This is a genomic window from Pseudomonas sp. Q1, assembly GCF_009935975.1.
In the GTDB taxonomy this organism is placed as follows: Bacteria; Pseudomonadota; Gammaproteobacteria; order Pseudomonadales; family Pseudomonadaceae; genus Aquipseudomonas; species Aquipseudomonas palleroniana.
Window position 1 is genome coordinate 58,432 of the sequence record NZ_QODI01000013.1, and the last position, 15,972, is coordinate 74,403.

Below are 15,972 nucleotides of genomic sequence, written 5' to 3' on the forward strand. Positions count from 1 at the left end.
CTCGCAAAAGGAATGAACAGGGAGGTGGCGCATTCTGCGCGCCGACCTTGGGAGCGAACATGGCAAATGCTCCGAGTCTCATGCCTAAAGCTCCGGAGGAGCAGCTAAAAGCGGCAAGCTGCCAGCGGCAAGCTATAAACTGCGTACTTCTTGCAGCTTGCGGCTTGAAGCTAGCTAGCCTGCACCAAGACGTGATTTTTCCGAGAGCTGCTTTTATGTTGTTGACTCGCCATCTCGATGCCAACGCGACGTTGGTTGCCTTGATTGAGGGGCTGGCGCCCCGCGACGGTTTTTCGCCCACTCATTTGCCTGGCGTGCAGCTTCTGCGCGCCAGTTGTGATGTGGCGCGCGGGCCGCAGATCTATGAACCGAGCCTGATGTTCGTTGCCCAAGGCAGCAAGGTCGCCTACCTTGGGCCGCGCACGTTGGAGTACGGCGCCGGGCACTACTTGATCCAGGCGATGCCGGTGCCGTTCGAGTGCGAGACGTTCGCCATGGCTGCGGATGCGCCGCTGCTGGGTGTGACGGTGGGTATTGACCGCGTCGTGCTGGGCGAGTTGGTCATGGCCATGGGCATTCAGGCCGGGCCGCCGCCGACGGCGCAGACGCTGGAGTCGATGAGTTCGGTGGTGTTGGATGATGCCATGCGCGGGTGTGTCGAGCGGCTGCTGGAGTGCCTGCACGATCCGCTGGAAAGCCGGATCCTGGGGCCGGCGCGGGTGCGCGAGTTATTATTCACTGCGTTGCGCGGGCCGCAGGCCGATGTACTGCGCGCACTGGTGGAGCAGCAGGGGCAGTTTTCACGGATTGCCACCTCGCTCAATCACCTGCATGCCCATTACGCCGAGCCGCTGAATATCGAGACCCTGGCGGGCTATGCGCACATGAGTGCGTCGACGTTTCATGAGCACTTCAAGCGCTGCACCTTGTTGTCGCCGGTGCAGTATCTGAAGCGTCTGCGTTTGCTCAAGGCCCAGCAGTTACTGTTGGTGGAGGGCATGGGCGTGGCGCAGGCGGCGCACAGTGTGGGGTACCAGAGCACGTCGCAGTTCAGCCGGGAATACAAACGCTACTTTTTGCGCAATCCGGGCGAAGAGCGAGCGGCCTAGTAATAACGTCGCGGGTCGGACTCGATCAGGCTGGCCAATTTGGTCAGGGCAAAGCGCAATTCGTCCTGGCTGGTGGGTGACATCAGCACCAGTCGCACGCTGCGCGTGACCCCGGAACGTTCGGCCTGGAACTGCGTACCACTGAGTACCAGCACCCCATTGGCGCGCGCCAGCATGGTGAATTCGTCGCTGGTCCAAGGCTCCGGCAGTGTCAGCCAGACATGGTAGGAGTACGGCTGGGTCTTGAGCTCGAAGTTGGCGAAGATCTCCTGGGCAATCGCCTGCCTTCCGGCGGCTTCGTTGCGCTGGATGCGCATCAGTTTTTTGTCCAGGCCTTCGGTGATGACATTGCTGGCCAGTTGCGCGGTCAGCGGCGATGGCATCCATACGCTGCTGCGCACCATCGACGTGAGGCGTGAAAGTAGTTTTGGCGGGCTATAGAGATAGCCGATGCGCAGCGCGGGCATCACCGACTTCGACAGACTGGTGAGGTACACCGAGCGATCCGGGGCAAACGCCGACAGGGGTTTGATTGACGGGTCGGTGGCGAGAAAACCATAGATGTCATCGTCGAGAATGATGAAGTCGAACTCCTCCGCCAGCGCCGCGATTTGTGCCCGGCGTCGTTGCGACATGATCGCCGCCGTCGGGTTCTGACAGGTCGCCACGCACACCAGCATGGCGGGTTTTTCGCGCTGGCACAGCTCGCGCAACGCCTCGGGAATGATCCCTTCATCGTCCATCGGCACGCCACGCAGGCGGCGTTCAAGGCCGTGGGCCAGGGAAATGATGCCGGGATAGCAGAGTTCTTCGCACAGCACCAAGTCGCCGGCGTTGGTCAGGGCACTCATTGCGACCATCAAGCCGTGCTGGGCGCCGGCGGTGATGATCACCTGCTGCCATTGTGCGTCGGGCAACGAATGCCGCAGCCACTGCGCCCCCGCCTCACGGTGTGCCGGGTGCCCACCGTCTGGCGCGTAATCCAGGGCTCGGGCGAAATCGGTGCTCTTGGCCAAACCTACAAGTGCGTCGCGCAGCCAGTATTCCAGGGTTTCGCTGGAGGGCTTGATGATCGAAAGATCGAGCAGTTCGGACTGACCCAGGTTCAGTGTTGCGGCGCTGTTACTGGCGGGCAGCTCCAGCTGTTTTTGATTGAGCACATACGTGCCGCGCCCCACTTCCCCCTGTACCAGCTTACGCCGATGGGCTTCGCTATAGGCCCGGCTGATGGTGCCCGGTGTGACATTCAGCGTCGTGGCCAGCTCCCGCAAGGTCGGAAGACGGTCACCCTCGCTCAACACGCCGTTATTGATATCGCGCGCCAACGCATCGGCAATCGACAAATACATCGGCTGGTTGAACTCGCTTAGCTGGGGAACCCACATGAATGATCACTGCCCATCGTAGAAATGATGAATATCCGAGCATATCACATGGAGGTTAGACAACTGATAAATCGAGCTAATCTGTTGATTGAGTCGATTGATATCGTGATTGAGTCGAAGGGGATTCAGCAATGGTGATATTTTTTTGTAAGAAAATAACTAATTAAATCAATTTGTTATTATGTTTATTGAGCGAAAATCAAGATCGTCAGCAAAAAAACATCTCGTAACAACCTCGCTGCCTATTGAATCAATTCAATTCATTCAAATACACTCGTCTCGAATCGAATCAATCGACTCAATCAATCCGCTGGTCACTGCGCGACTCCGCCGCGCCAAGTCGAGACATCATGGACACACTCAGAAAGGATCTATCCCTGTCAGCCGTCATCGCGGGCTTCATCGCCGTGATCATTTCGTATGCCGGCCCCTTGATCATCGTGTTTCAGGCGGCCAAGGAAGCGCACCTGCCCAATGACGTGGTGTCTTCATGGATCTGGGCGATTTCCATCGGTAGCGGCATCACCGGTCTGTTCCTGAGCTGGCGCCTGCGGGTACCGGTCATTACTGCATGGTCAACACCGGGGGCGGCGCTGCTGGTGTCGATGCTGCCCACTGTGACCCTGCCGCAGGCTATCGGTGCGTACGTGGTGGCGTCGGTGATCATTGCGCTCGTCGGTTTGTCCGGCGCGTTCGACAAGCTGATGAGTCGCCTGCCCAAAGCGATCGCTGCCGCCATGCTGGCGGGCATTCTGTTTCGCTTTGGCGCTGAACTGTTTACCTCGATCAGGCTGCAGCCGGCGCTGGTGCTGTCGATGATCGCGGCCTACTTGATGTTCAAACGCTTTTCGCCGCGCTACGCCATTCTGTCGGTGTTGATTATCGGGTGTGCCGTAGCCGCCTCGTTTGGCGAGCTCAACAGCGGTGCAATCACCATCGCCGTGGCACATCCGGTGTTTATTGCGCCGGAGTGGAACTGGCACGCGATCATCAACATCGGCCTGCCGCTGGCGCTGGTGACACTGACCGGCCAATACGTGCCGGGCATGGCCGTGTTGCGCACTTCGGGCTACAACACCCCGGCGCGTTCGATCATCTCGGTCACGGCCATCGGTTCGGTCCTGATGGCACCGTTCGGCTCCCACGGCTTCAACCTCGCTGCGATTACCGCCGCCATCTGCACCGGCCGCGAAGCCCATGAAAACCGCGATAAACGCTACATCGCGGGGATCGCATGCGGGGTGTTCTACATCCTGATGGGGACCTTTGGTGCGACCCTGGCCTCCGTGTTTTCCGCACTGCCCAAAGAGTTGATTGCGTCGCTGGCCGGCCTGGCGCTGTTCGGTGCAATCAGTGCCGGGCTCACCGGTGCCATGGCGGACGAGAAACAACGGGAGGCGGCATTGATTACCTTCCTGGTGACGGCGTCGGGCATGAGTTTCCTCGGTCTGGCCGCAGCGTTCTGGGGCCTGATTTTTGGCTTGGTGGCGCACTTCGTGTTGACGTACACCCGGGAAAGCAAAGCTGCCGCATTGGCCGAGGGCAGCCGACCATGAGCGCCTGTTATGACTTTATTGTGGTGGGCGGTGGCATCGCCGGTGTGTCTGCGGCGTATGAGCTGGCGGCCCATGGCAGTGTCTGCCTGCTCGAGCGCGAACAGCAGTTGGCCTATCACACCACCGGCCGCTCGGCGGCCATTTCCATGGAAAGCTATGGCAACCAGCAGATCCGCTCGCTGACCTGTGCTTCCCGGCGTTTTTTCGAGAGCCCGCCCGAAGGTCTGGTCGAACACCCGTTATGGTCGCCACGCGGCGCGTTGATCGTGGCGCAGGCCACGCGAGTGGAGGCACTGACGGCGCGTTTGCGTGCCGTGCTCGAGCAGGTTCCGAGCGCCAGGCTCCTTGACGATAAGCAGGTGCTGGAGCTGGCGCCGTACCTCGCCGAAGGCGTCTGGAGCGCCGGTATCTACGAACCCAGCGCTTTCGATCTGGATGTGCATGGCATTCACGGCGCCTACCTCGGTGGCTTTCGGGCTCGCGGCGGTGTGATCAAGCGTGAGGCCGAGATGGTGCGCGGCGAACATCGTAACGGTCATTGGGCCCTGCATACCGCTGACGGCCAACGGTTGGAAGCGGCCGTCGTGGTCAACGCCGCCGGCGCCTGGGCGGATGAGCTCGCCGAGCGCTGCGGTATGGAAAAGGTCGGTGTGCGGCCGCTGCGTCGCACGGTGCTGGCCGTTGACCCGCACTGTGACGTGCACCACACGCCTTACCTGGGCACCATTGACGAAGATATTTTCATCAAGCCCGAAGCCGGGCGTCTGATCGTTTCGCCCTGTGATGAAAGCCCCTCGCTGCCTTGCGATGCGTTGCCGGAAGAACTGGACCTGGCCATCACGATGGACCGCCTGCAAAGCACAACGCGTTTGCGTCCACGCTCGATCATCAACAAGTGGGCGGGCCTGCGCACTTTTGTCGCTGACCGCTCCCCGGTACTCGGCCAAGACCCGCAGCAAGAAAGCTTTATCTGGCTGGCCGCGCTGGGTGGCTACGGCATTCAAGCTGCGCCGGCCATTGCCCGGTTGTGCAGCCACGCAGCGCTGGGCATCGCCATGCCGGCGGACCTCGCGGCGCTGAAACTCAACTACCAGCATTTTTCCCCGTCTCGCTGCCGTGACGAGGATTTTTCAGGCCTGGCCGTCACACAGGTTGCCGATTTGCACTAACCCCAACCCGCTTAACAAGGAACGTCACCATGCAGACAAATGCTCAGCTCCAGCCTGTCGCCAAGCCTTTCCTGGGCGAAGACAACGTGATTTTCACTGACAAGGCGCCGCTGCCACTGGGGACGTATTCCCAGGGTATCAAGGTCAGTCAAGGGCAAACCATTTACCTCTCGGCGCAGACCCCGGTCTCGGCGTTGAACAATGAGGTGCTGGCCAAGGACTTCGAAGGCCAGTTGCGCCAGACCCTGGACAACTTGCAGCAAATGGCCGAAGCGGCGGGTGGCACCTTGGCGAATGTGGTCAAGGTCACGGCGTTCATCACTGACCTGAGCGAATTTCCGACGCTCAACCGGGTGATGGAGGAGTACTTCACCAAACCGTATCCAGCCCGTACGACTGCCGGCGCCAGTGCCCTGGCACGCAATACCCTGGTTGCCATCGACGCGATCATGGTGGTCTGAAACACCTTGCGTCCGTGAAGTGCCCGCCGGCCCAAAGGGGCCGGCTTCGGCGGGAACCACCCGCACGTCATACTTTCAGGAGGGGGCTATGAATCATTCGTGTAGAGAGTATGTGTTGCAGTGCCTGGTGTGTGATCGCAGCTACCAGCCGCATGAGGTCAGCTATTACTGCCCTCATTGCAAGACTGAAGGGGCGCTCGATGCGCTTTACGACTACCCGACGCTCAAACGCGAATGGTCCAGGGGCCGTCTGGCCCACGATCATGCCCGTGGCATGTGGCGCTATGACCGGTTGATGCCATTGAGTTCGACGCAATTCATTCCGCCGTTACTGGTGGGGAACACGCCGCTGTATTCGCGCCCGGAGCTGCTCGGCAAGGGGTCGCGGATCAAAGTCTTTATCAAGGATGAATCCCGCCAGCCCACCGGGTCGCTGAAGGATCGCGCCAGTGCCCTGGCTGTGGCCCACGCCATGCAATCCGGCGCACGCACCATCGCGGTGGCAAGTACCGGCAACGCCGCTTCGGCCCTGGCCGGAATGAGCGCCAGCCTGGGCCTGCGCAATGTGATTTATCTGCCCAAGACTGCACCCCGGGAAAAGCTCGCGCAGATGCAAGGCTACGGCGCCGAGATTGTGCTGGTGGACGGCCAATACGACGAAGCCTTCGAGCAATGCCTTGACGCCTGCGAAACCCACGGCTGGTACAACCGCACCACCGGAATCAATTCGTACATGAGCGAAGGCAAGAAAACCGTAGCGTTCGAGCTGTGCGAACAGCTCAACTGGCAAGTCCCGGACCTGGTGTTCGTGCCGGTGGGTAATGGCTGCATTCTCGGCTCGGTCTACAAGGGTTTTTTCGACTTGCTGCAGTTGGGCTGGATTGAGCGTATTCCACGCCTGATCGGCGTGCAGGCCGAGCACAGTAATTTCATGTACCGCGCCTGGCGCAGTGGCCAGCCCATGCAGCAGGTAGAACGCATTCCCCCCACCAGCCTGGCCAGCAGCATCAACGTAGCCCTGCCGCGCGACCGTCTCAAAGCCCTGCGTGCGGTAACCGCCAGCGAGGGTGAGTTCATTTGCGTCAGTGACCCGAGCATTGTTGCCGCCGCTTCCCGGCTAGCCGCCAGTACCGGGGTGTTTCCCGAAGCGGGCGCCGCCAGCGCGTTCGCCGGGTTGCTCAAATATGCCGAGGAGAATCCCGGCACTGCGCAAACTGCCGTGATCCTGATCACCGGCAGCGGCTTGAAAGACACCTCCATTTTTCTATCCGACTCGGCCAGAACCCCGTCACGGGCGCAGTCGCATTCCGTACCTGCGGCACTGGCCGACGAGTTCACCTGAGGAATCACAGCATGAGCCTGCAAAATTTTGACCCCGCCGTAGCCCGCCTGATCGAGCGTGAGCGCAACCGTCAGGAAACCCACCTGGAATTGATTGCGTCAGAAAACTACGTCAGCGACGAAGTGCTCCAGGCCCAGGGCTCGGTGCTCACCAATAAATATGCCGAGGGCTACCCGGGCAGGCGTTATTACGGCGGATGCGGCGTTGTCGACGAGATCGAAAACCTGGCCATAGAGCGCGCCCGCAAACTGTTCAATTGCGAGTACGTCAACGTCCAGCCGCACTCCGGGTCCCAGGCGAACCAGGCCGTGTTTCTGGCGGTGCTTGAACCGGGCGACGCTATCCTGGGGATGTCCCTGGCCCATGGCGGTCACTTGACGCACGGCGCCTCGGTGAATTTTTCGGGCAAGTTCTACCGGGCGTTTTCCTACGGCCTGGAGCGTGAAACCGAGACTCTCGACTACGCCGAGATGGAAGCGCTGGCCCGAGAACACAAACCGAAGTTGATCATCGCCGGGGCTTCTGCCTATTCGCGAACCATCGATTTCCAGCGTTTTCGCAAGATCTGCGACGAAGTCGGCGCCTACTTGATGGTGGATATGGCGCACTACGCCGGGTTGATCGCGGCAGGGGTGTACCCATCGCCCGTCGGTATCGCCGATTTCATCACCTCCACCACCCACAAGACCTTGCGTGGTCCGCGCGGCGGCTTGATCCTGGCAAAGGCGCAATACGCGGCGCTGCTCGACAAGACCATTTTTCCCGTTTATCAGGGCGGGCCGCTGATGCATGTCATCGCCGCCAAGGCCGTGGCGTTCAATGAGGCGTTGAGCGATGGGTTCAGGCACTACCAGCAACGGGTGATCGACAACGCCCGCACCATGGCCGGCATTCTCACGCGCCGTGGTTTGCGCGTGGTGTCCGGTGGCACCGATTGCCATATGTTCCTGCTCGATCTGCGCTCGATGAACATCACCGGCAAAGATGCCGAGGCGTTGCTGGAGAGCGCCCACATCACACTGAACAAGAATGCGATCCCTGATGACCCGCAGAAACCGGCGGTCACCAGCGGCATTCGCATCGGCACGCCGGCGCTGACCACTCGGGGCTTTGGCGAAGCGGAGTGCGCCGAAGTGGCGAACCTTATCGCTGACTTGCTGGAGCAGCCCAATAACGCGGCGCTGCTGGATAAGACTCGGCGCCGGGTGATGCATTTGTGTGAATGTTTTCCGGTGTATCTGTTGCGCTGATACTTTGTTGCGCTGATAAAAAAAGCCAACGCCGAAGGGCGTTGGCTTTTTTATGCGGCTGGCTTACATATTCGGGTAAGTCGGCCCACCCGCGCCTTCCGGCGTTACCCATGTGATGTTCTGCGAAGGGTCCTTGATGTCACAGGTCTTGCAGTGCACGCAGTTCTGGGCGTTGATCTGGAAGCGCTTCTCACCGTCTTCCTGGGTGATCACTTCATACACGCCCGCCGGGCAGTAGCGTTGCGCCGGTTCATCGTAGAGCGGCAGGTTGGTGCCGATCGGGATGCTCGGGTCCTTGAGCTTCAAGTGGCACGGTTGCTCTTCTTCGTGGTTGGTACCGGAGATGAACACCGAGCTCAGCTTGTCGAAGCTCAGCTTGCCGTCGGGTTTCGGGTAGTCGATTTTCTTGCTGTCCTTGGCGAGCTTGAGGCAGGCGTAGTCCGGCTTGGTGTCGTGCAGGGTGAACGGCATTTTGCCGCCCAGGATGTTCTGGTCGAACCAGTTGAAGCCGGCACCGAGGATCGGGCCGAACTTGTGCATCGCCGGGCCGAAATTGCGGCTGGCGAACAATTCTTCGTAGAGCCAGCTGGACTTGAAGCTGTCGACGTAAGCGGTCAGTTCATCGCCGCCTTCGGATTCGGCGAACAGACGGTCGGCCACGGCGTCGGCGGCGAGCATGCCGGACTTCATCGCGGTGTGGCTGCCTTTGATCTTGGCGAAGTTCAGGGTGCCGAGGTCGCAACCGATCAGCGCGCCACCTTTGAAGACCATCTTCGGCAGCGAGTTCAAGCCGCCTTTGCAGATGGCACGGGCGCCGTAGCTGATGCGCTTGCCGCCTTCGAGGTATTGGGCCAGCACCGGGTGGTGCTTGAGGCGCTGGAATTCATCGAAGGGCGACAGGAAGGTGTTGCTGTAGGACAGGTCGACAATCAGGCCGACAACCACCTGGTTGTTCTCCAGGTGATAGAGGAACGAGCCGCCAGTGTTTTCGGCGCTCATGATGTCCAGCGGCCAACCGGCGGTGTGCACCACGAGGCCAGGTTGATGCTTGGCTGGGTCGATTTCCCAGATTTCCTTCAGGCCGATGCCGTAGTGCTGCGCGTCGGCATCGCTGTCCAGGTTGAAGCGCTTGATCAGTTGCTTGCCGATGTGGCCACGGCAACCCTCGGCGAACAGCGTGTACTTGCCACGCAGTTCCATGCCTGGGGTGTACACGCCTTCTTTCGGATGGCCTTCGCGGTCGACGCCGAGGTCGCCGGTGATGATCCCGCGGACCACGCCATTTTCGTCGAACAGCGCTTCCTGGGCGGCGAAGCCTGGGTAGACTTCAACGCCCAGGTTCTCGGCCTGCTGGGCCAGCCAGCGGCACAGGTTGCCCAGGGAGATGATGTAGTTGCCTTCGTTGTGCATGGTCTTGGGCACAAAGAAGTCGGGCACCTTGGTGGAGGTTTCGGGGCTGCGCAGTACATAGATGTCATCGCGCACCACGGGGGTGTTGAGCGGGGCACCGAGTTCCTTCCAGTCCGGGAACAGTTCGTTCAGGGCACGTGGTTCGAACACGGCACCGGAGAGGATGTGGGCGCCGACTTCGGAGCCTTTCTCGACCACGCAGACGCTGATTTCTTTACCGGCTTCGGTGGCCTTCTGCTTCAGTCGGCAGGCGGCAGACAGGCCCGCCGGGCCGGCGCCGACGATGACCACGTCGAATTCCATGTATTCGCGTTCCACAGGCTATCTCCTACTCAAGGCTCAACAGGCTTTTTTTTCTAATGGGTGGAGGTTTCGGTGACGTCTGGCGCCTAGGCCTGACCCACCTTGCTCTCTAGGTGGCGCATTATATATAGACCACTGTCAGCGTCCAATACAAACGTTTGTTTGAATTGCTTGGAAGCTAGGTAAATCAAAGCAACGCGGCTTATGACAGGCTATTTTGGCGTATTGACCAGAATAGGCGTTCCGGTCAATATACGGTCGGTTTTGCGCTTACCGTAGGCAGACTGCAGGTTTCAAGAGCACGTCCAAAGGCAGGAAAGGTGAAGCGTGCCTCAGCGATGGCGCGCAGTTTACACGCTGCGATAAAGAATGACCTCCCGGTCACCACTGACGAACGGTCATCGCTATCCCATTGTCGTGCCATCTCTGCCGTCTTTGGAGGTGCCCTTGTGTGCCGATGAGCATCAACCGCCAGGTTCGCCTAGGCGACTTTCTTTTCACCGGAGAGTAACGAGGAATCCATGAAGGTTCTTGTAGCTGTCAAACGCGTTGTCGATTACAACGTGAAAGTTCGCGTCAAGGCGGACAATTCCGGCGTCGACCTCGCTAACGTCAAAATGTCGATGAACCCTTTCTGCGAAATCGCCGTGGAAGAAGCCGTGCGCCTGAAAGAGAAAGGCGTGGCGACTGAAATCGTGGTGGTTTCCATCGGCCCGACCACTGCTCAAGAGCAGTTGCGTACTGCCCTGGCACTGGGCGCCGACCGCGCCATCCTGGTCGAGTCCGCTGAAGAGCTGACTTCCCTGGCCGTTGCCAAGTTGCTCAAGGCCGTTGTCGACAAGGAACAGCCTCAATTGGTGATCCTTGGCAAACAGGCCATCGACAGCGACAACAACCAAACTGGCCAGATGCTGGCTGCACTGACCGGTTACGGCCAGGGCACCTTCGCCTCCAAAGTCGAAGTGAGCGGCGACAGCGTAGCGGTCACCCGTGAAATCGACGGCGGTGCACAGACGGTTTCCCTGAAACTGCCGGCCATCGTCACTACCGACCTGCGTTTGAACGAGCCGCGCTACGCGTCGCTGCCAAACATCATGAAAGCCAAGAAGAAGCCGCTTGAAACGCTGACTCCGGATGCTTTGGGCGTTTCCACCGCCTCCACCAACAAGACTGTCAAAGTCGAAGCACCGGCTGCACGCAGCGCGGGCATCAAGGTCAAGTCGGTGGCTGAACTGGTCGAGAAACTGAAAAACGAAGCGAAGGTAATCTAATCATGACTATCTTGGTAATCGCTGAACACGACAACAAAGTGCTGGCCCCGGCCACTCTGAACACCGTGGCTGCCGCTGCGAAAATCGGTGGTGATATCCACGTACTGGTCGCAGGCCAGGGCGCTGGTGCCGTAGCTGAAGCCGCCGCGAAAATCGCGGGCGTGAGCAAAGTCCTGAACGCTGACAATGCCGCCTACGCGCATCAGCTGCCGGAAAACGTTGCTCCGCTGGTCGCAGAACTGGGCAAGGGCTACAGCCACATCCTGGCTGCCGCGACCTCCAACGGCAAAAACATCCTGCCACGCGTTGCCGCGCAGCTGGACGTTGACCAGATCTCCGAGATCATCTCGGTAGAAAGCGCTGACACGTTCAAGCGCCCGATCTACGCCGGTAACGCTATCGCGACCGTACAGTCCAACGCCTCGGTCAAGGTCATCACCGTGCGTGCCACCGGTTTCGACCCGGTTGCCGCAGAAGGGGGCTCGGCTGCGATTGAAGCCGTTGCCGCTGCCCACGACGCCGGCACTTCCGGCTTTGTTGGCGAAGAGCTGGCCAAGTCGGACCGTCCTGAGCTGACCGCTGCCAAGATCGTCGTTTCGGGCGGCCGTGGCATGCAGAACGGTGACAACTTCAAGCACCTGTACGCCCTGGCCGACAAGCTGGGCGCGGCGGTCGGCGCTTCCCGCGCTGCCGTCGACGCAGGTTTCGTACCCAACGACATGCAGGTCGGCCAGACCGGCAAGATCGTTGCGCCGCAGCTGTACATCGCCGTCGGTATCTCCGGTGCGATCCAGCACTTGGCGGGTATGAAAGACTCCAAAGTGATCGTTGCGATCAACAAGGACGAAGAAGCCCCGATCTTCCAGGTGGCTGATTACGGCCTGGTGGCGGACTTGTTCGAAGCAGTGCCTGAGCTGGAGAAGCTGGTCTAATCCAGCGGCTTCACTTATAAAGAGCCCGGTCCTTGTGACCGGGCTTTTTTTTGACTATTCGGAGAGCTTCGCCATGCAACTGCGCCCCTGGGTGGTACTGCTGGGCCTCACGCTGCTGCCAAGCCTGGCGCTGGCCGCCGGCAAGTGTGAGCGTCTGGTGATTACTGGCAGCCCGGACGCACCGCCCTTGTTGTGGCGCGATCCCCAGGACCCGACGCACCTGATCGGCGCCACCGCCGACGTGCTGCAACAAGTCGGCAAGGACCTTGGCCTGAAAATCGACCTGCTCTACGGCGGCAAACGCTCCCTGGCCCTGGATGAGGTGCGCAGCGGGCGCATGGACCTGCTTGCCGATGCGCCGCTGAACCTGGGCGAGTTGGAAACCCTTGATTACATCCACCCGGCGTTGGTGCAGATCGATTACCTGGTCTGGACCCGCAAGGACTCGCCCCTGGTCTACACCTCGGCCGCCGACCTGCACGGCTATAAAGGCGCGGTGTCGGAACGTGCCCGCCTGAGTGCAGGCCTGGAAACGTTCGCGGGCCAGCAGTTGAACCTGCAACGCTTGCCCAGCCTGACGCCGGCCTTCCAGAAGTTGCTGCTCGGAGAAGTGGACTACGTCATTGCCGGGCGCTATTCCGGGATGGCCATGGCCCAGAGTCTGGGCATGAGCAACGATCTGGTTGCACGCGAAACCCCGGTCGACCAGCCCGGATTGTACTTGGCGGTTTCCCATAACTCGGCCTGCAATGATCCGTGGCTGCGCGGACAGCTGGCCAAAAAGATGACAGAATTGCCCACGTCCGACGTCGCGCACACCGCGCACACCGCGCTGCAGCGCAATCTTGAGCGCTGGAAAGCGCAACTGCAGCAACCCGTCGGCACCTCAGCAAAGTAAGGATTTACCGTGACTCTTCGACCTTTTTTCGCGGCCCTTGCCGTTGTCGCTTTGGCGGGATGTGCCGCTGATCCTGCGCCGAATGAACAGATTCGCCTCACCCAGCAAGCCTTGGAACAAGCCAGCGCCGTGGGTGCCAATACCGATGAATCACCTGACCTGAAACTGGCTGAAGACAAATTCGCCAAGGCCAAGGCTGATATGGCTGGCCAATCCTATAAGGATGCGCGCATGCAGGCCGAACAGGCCGAGCTGGACGCGCGCCTCGCCGAAGCGCGGATTCTGACTCGCAAAAGCCAGGAGCAACTGAACGTGCTCAACACCCGCATCACTCGCCTGCGCAAGCAATTGCAGTTGGGAGAAGCCCAATGAGCCCGATCATCCGTGGTTTGAGTTGTGCTCTGTTGCTGGGCAGTGCCGCCTTGGGTGGTTGTGCCAGCCAGCCTAACAGCGAGCAGGCGTTGCAGCAGGCCGGCAGTGACTTCCAGAAGGTCAAGGAAGACGCCAATGTGCTGCGTTTCGCGCCTAAAGACGTGATTCGTGCTGGTGAGTCCCTGGCTCGCGCCGACCGCCTGTCCAGTTATTGGGGCAGCGGTGCCGACGTGGTGCACTACGCTTACCTGAGCCAACGCTACAGCGCGATCGCCCGTGAGCATGCCGAGCAGGGTCTCAACGCCGAGCGCGGCACCAAGCTCGAACTGGAACGCCAGCGCCTGCAATTGGCCCTGCGGGAAAATAAACTGGCCAGCGTGCAGCAGCAGGGCAAGTGGGTTGAAGCACAGATCGCCAGCCTCACCACCCAGACGGACCGGGGCCTGGTGATGACCCTGGGGGATGTGCTGTTTGATACCGGCGAAGCTGAACTGCAGAACTCGGCCAGCCGTACAGTGCTGAAAATTGTGCAGTTCCTGCAACTGAACCCCAAGCGTCGGGTGCGCGTCGAGGGCTACACCGACAACACCGGGGGCGAGCAGGAGAACCTGAAACTGTCCCGCGACCGTGCCCAATCGGTGGCAGACCTGTTGATTGACCTGGGTATCGATGACAACCGTATCGAGGTCGAGGGTTACGGCGACCAGTACCCGGTGGAAGCCAATGCATCCGAGCGTGGCCGCGCGCTGAACCGCCGGGTGGAAATTGTATTTTCGGACGAAAAGGGCCAACTGGGCGCCGCTCGCTGAGAACTCGCCTCCAATGAAACTGTAGGAGCGAGCTTGCTCGCTCCTACACGCGACACCCCCCTACAGTTTTTGCTGTCACTCCCGCCTGCGCTCGACTATTGTGGCAACTGTCCCCGTACACTTCTAAACTGTGCCGGTATGTTTCACACAAAAATAAAATACCCGTGAAATCGAGTGCTGCGTCATGACCAATCTGTTGCTTTACCAACGTATTGCCCAGCAACTGGCTGAGGACATCCGGCGCGGTGTTTATCAGCCGGGAGAGCGCGTGCCGTCGGTGCGCAAGATGAGCTCCCAGCTCAACGTCAGCCATGCCACCGTGTTGCAGGCTTACGCCAACCTGGAAGACCAGGGGCTGATCCGCGCGCGGCCGCAGTCGGGCTACTACGTGCACCAGACACCTGCGCTGACGGCGCCTACGCCGGACATCGCACGGGTCGAGCGCCCAGGGTTGGTCACCCGCAGCAGCATCATTCAGCAGGTATTGGTCGAGTCGCGCCGCGAAGGTGTATTCCCGTTGGGCGCTGCGGTGCCGAGCGTCGACTACCTGCCGGTACGCGCACTGCACCAGCAGTTGGCCAAGGTCACGCGCTTCCAGAGCCCGCGGGCGTTCAGCTACATGTTCAGCCCCGGTTTCGAACCGCTGCGCCGCCAGGTGGCGATTCGCATGCGCGACGCCGGCGTCGTGGTGGACCCCTCCGAAGTGGTGATCACCCACGGCTGTGTGGATGCCTTGCAGATGTCATTGCGTGTGCTCACGCGGCCCGGCGACCTGATCGCGGCTGAATCGCCCACTTATTATGGGTTGCTGCAACTGGCCGATCTGCTGGGCCTCAAGGTCATCGAGATCCCCAGCGACCCCGCCACCGGCATGAGCCTGGAAGCCCTGCAACTGGCGGCGAACCAATGGTCGATCAAGGCCCTGGTATTGACCACCCGCCTGAGCAACCCCTTGGGCGCGACCATGCCGGAAGAGCGGCAGAAGCAGTTACTGCGCCTGGCCTCGGATTTCGATATCCAGATTGTCGAAGACGATATCTACGGCGAACTGATGTTCGAGGTCGGTCGCACCAAGGCCCTCAAAGCCTATGACCGCCTGGATCGAGTGATCTACTGCTCAAGTTTTTCCAAGACATTATCGCCCGGTGTGCGAATCGGCTGGATGATCGCCGGCAAGTACCAGCAGGAAATCCAGCGCCTGCAGATGTTCAGCACCCATTCCGCCTGCAGCGTCACCCAGATGGGCGTTGCCGCTTACCTGGAGAACGGTGGTTACGACCGGCATCTGCGCTACATCCGCCAGGAATACCGTAAGAATCTCAGCGCGTTCCAGCTGGCCGTGCAGCAGTATTTCCCTGAAGGCACGCAAATGACCCGCCCAACCGGCGGCTTTATCCTGTGGGTCAGTTTGCCGGGGCGGGTCAATACCCAGGAACTGCACGTGCGTGCCTTGCAACAGGGCATCAGCATTGCACCTGGGGTGATTTTCAGTAATACGGAACAGTTCAACCACTGTATTCGCCTCAACTGTGGGACGCCGTGGAATCGCGAGGCCGAGCGGGCACTGATGACCCTTGGCATGCTTGCCAGCCAGTTATGCCAGGAAACGGCGGCAGGCTTTTGAGGCGTAGAAAGGGGACAGTTCGCCTGCATGGCTGATCACCGCGCTTGTCATGCAATGCACAACAAGCGAGCATATGGCTTT

14 protein-coding genes are annotated in these 15,972 nt (G+C 60.3%); 12 read left to right on the top strand and 2 right to left on the bottom strand.

The features are described from left to right. The first annotated feature begins 215 nt into the window (after positions 1-215). Complete coding sequence (locus tag DK870_RS20675; RefSeq protein ID WP_060756281.1) at positions 216-1,109, top strand: AraC family transcriptional regulator; 894 nt, start codon at positions 216-218, stop codon at positions 1,107-1,109. On the opposite strand, the gene DK870_RS20680 is transcribed toward DK870_RS20675, so the two are convergent. Beyond that, positions 1,106-2,494, bottom strand: coding sequence for a PLP-dependent aminotransferase family protein (locus DK870_RS20680; protein ID WP_090369135.1), 1,389 nt, complete (start codon positions 2,492-2,494; stop codon positions 1,106-1,108). The genes DK870_RS20675 and DK870_RS20680 overlap by 4 nt on opposite strands. Before the next feature lie 350 nt (positions 2,495-2,844). Between DK870_RS20680 and DK870_RS20685 the strand changes: the two genes are divergently transcribed. From DK870_RS20685 to glyA, 5 genes are all read left to right on the top strand, one after another. After that, complete coding sequence (locus DK870_RS20685; RefSeq protein ID WP_161549538.1) at positions 2,845-4,050, top strand: benzoate/H(+) symporter BenE family transporter; 1,206 nt, start codon at positions 2,845-2,847, stop codon at positions 4,048-4,050. Then, positions 4,047-5,219, top strand: coding sequence for an FAD-binding oxidoreductase (locus DK870_RS20690; RefSeq protein WP_161549539.1), 1,173 nt, complete (start codon positions 4,047-4,049; stop codon positions 5,217-5,219). The genes DK870_RS20685 and DK870_RS20690 overlap by 4 nt, the downstream gene beginning before the upstream one ends. A gap of 29 nt (positions 5,220-5,248) precedes the next feature. Further along, a complete protein-coding gene (locus DK870_RS20695) occupies positions 5,249-5,680 on the top strand; it encodes a Rid family detoxifying hydrolase (protein WP_090369141.1) in 432 nt (143 codons plus the stop codon). Between the two features lie 88 nt (positions 5,681-5,768). Further along, positions 5,769-7,022, top strand: a complete 1,254-nt coding sequence (gene thrC / locus DK870_RS20700; protein WP_161549540.1) for a threonine synthase — start codon at positions 5,769-5,771, stop codon at positions 7,020-7,022. Between the two features lie 11 nt (positions 7,023-7,033). Then, positions 7,034-8,272, top strand: coding sequence for a serine hydroxymethyltransferase (gene glyA, locus DK870_RS20705; RefSeq protein ID WP_090369146.1), 1,239 nt, complete (start codon positions 7,034-7,036; stop codon positions 8,270-8,272). A gap of 63 nt (positions 8,273-8,335) precedes the next feature. Here the strand turns inward: glyA and DK870_RS20710 are convergent, their stop codons facing one another. Further along, positions 8,336-10,000 (bottom strand): electron transfer flavoprotein-ubiquinone oxidoreductase, encoded by a 1,665-nt coding sequence (locus tag DK870_RS20710; RefSeq protein ID WP_060756274.1) that lies wholly within the window; start codon positions 9,998-10,000, stop codon positions 8,336-8,338. Positions 10,001-10,506: 506 nt separating this feature from the next. Here DK870_RS20710 and DK870_RS20715 point away from each other — a divergent pair. The 6 genes from DK870_RS20715 to DK870_RS20740 all read left to right on the top strand — a co-directional run bounded on the left by DK870_RS20715 (position 10,507) and on the right by DK870_RS20740 (position 15,891). Continuing rightward, on the top strand, positions 10,507-11,256 hold the full coding sequence (locus tag DK870_RS20715; RefSeq protein WP_014719538.1) for an electron transfer flavoprotein subunit beta/FixA family protein: 750 nt from the start codon (positions 10,507-10,509) through the stop codon (positions 11,254-11,256). A gap of 2 nt (positions 11,257-11,258) precedes the next feature. Further along, positions 11,259-12,188, top strand: coding sequence for an electron transfer flavoprotein subunit alpha/FixB family protein (locus DK870_RS20720; protein WP_161549541.1), 930 nt, complete (start codon positions 11,259-11,261; stop codon positions 12,186-12,188). Between the two features lie 73 nt (positions 12,189-12,261). Continuing rightward, positions 12,262-13,086, top strand: a complete 825-nt coding sequence (locus tag DK870_RS20725; RefSeq protein WP_161549542.1) for an ABC transporter substrate-binding protein — start codon at positions 12,262-12,264, stop codon at positions 13,084-13,086. Between the two features lie 9 nt (positions 13,087-13,095). Beyond that, positions 13,096-13,458 carry a DUF4398 domain-containing protein gene (locus tag DK870_RS20730; protein WP_104994573.1) on the top strand — a complete coding sequence of 121 codons (363 nt, stop codon included), beginning with the start codon at positions 13,096-13,098 and terminating at the stop codon, positions 13,456-13,458. Further along, the gene (locus DK870_RS20735) at positions 13,455-14,267 is read left to right on the top strand and encodes an OmpA family protein (protein ID WP_090369149.1); all 813 of its coding nucleotides are present in this window, start codon (positions 13,455-13,457) and stop codon (positions 14,265-14,267) included. Before DK870_RS20730 ends, DK870_RS20735 begins: the two co-directional genes overlap by 4 nt. Before the next feature lie 184 nt (positions 14,268-14,451). Then, the gene (locus DK870_RS20740; RefSeq protein ID WP_060756270.1) at positions 14,452-15,891 is read left to right on the top strand and encodes a PLP-dependent aminotransferase family protein; all 1,440 of its coding nucleotides are present in this window, start codon (positions 14,452-14,454) and stop codon (positions 15,889-15,891) included. The last annotated feature ends 81 nt before the right edge of the window (positions 15,892-15,972 follow it).

Excerpts from the sequence above, each read along its gene's own strand:
- DK870_RS20675 (WP_060756281.1), top strand. The coding sequence starts at position 216 with ATGTTGTTGACTCGCCATCTCGATGCCAACGCGACGTTGGTTGCCTTG.
- DK870_RS20680 (WP_090369135.1), bottom strand. The coding sequence starts at position 2,494 with ATGTGGGTTCCCCAGCTAAGCGAGTTCAACCAGCCGATGTATTTGTCG.
- DK870_RS20685 (WP_161549538.1), top strand. The coding sequence starts at position 2,845 with ATGGACACACTCAGAAAGGATCTATCCCTGTCAGCCGTCATCGCGGGC.
- DK870_RS20690 (WP_161549539.1), top strand. The coding sequence starts at position 4,047 with ATGAGCGCCTGTTATGACTTTATTGTGGTGGGCGGTGGCATCGCCGGT.
- DK870_RS20695 (WP_090369141.1), top strand. The coding sequence starts at position 5,249 with ATGCAGACAAATGCTCAGCTCCAGCCTGTCGCCAAGCCTTTCCTGGGC.
- thrC (WP_161549540.1), top strand. The coding sequence starts at position 5,769 with ATGAATCATTCGTGTAGAGAGTATGTGTTGCAGTGCCTGGTGTGTGAT.
- glyA (WP_090369146.1), top strand. The coding sequence starts at position 7,034 with ATGAGCCTGCAAAATTTTGACCCCGCCGTAGCCCGCCTGATCGAGCGT.
- DK870_RS20715 (WP_014719538.1), top strand. The coding sequence starts at position 10,507 with ATGAAGGTTCTTGTAGCTGTCAAACGCGTTGTCGATTACAACGTGAAA.
- DK870_RS20720 (WP_161549541.1), top strand. The coding sequence starts at position 11,259 with ATGACTATCTTGGTAATCGCTGAACACGACAACAAAGTGCTGGCCCCG.
- DK870_RS20725 (WP_161549542.1), top strand. The coding sequence starts at position 12,262 with ATGCAACTGCGCCCCTGGGTGGTACTGCTGGGCCTCACGCTGCTGCCA.
- DK870_RS20735 (WP_090369149.1), top strand. The coding sequence starts at position 13,455 with ATGAGCCCGATCATCCGTGGTTTGAGTTGTGCTCTGTTGCTGGGCAGT.
- DK870_RS20740 (WP_060756270.1), top strand. The coding sequence starts at position 14,452 with ATGACCAATCTGTTGCTTTACCAACGTATTGCCCAGCAACTGGCTGAG.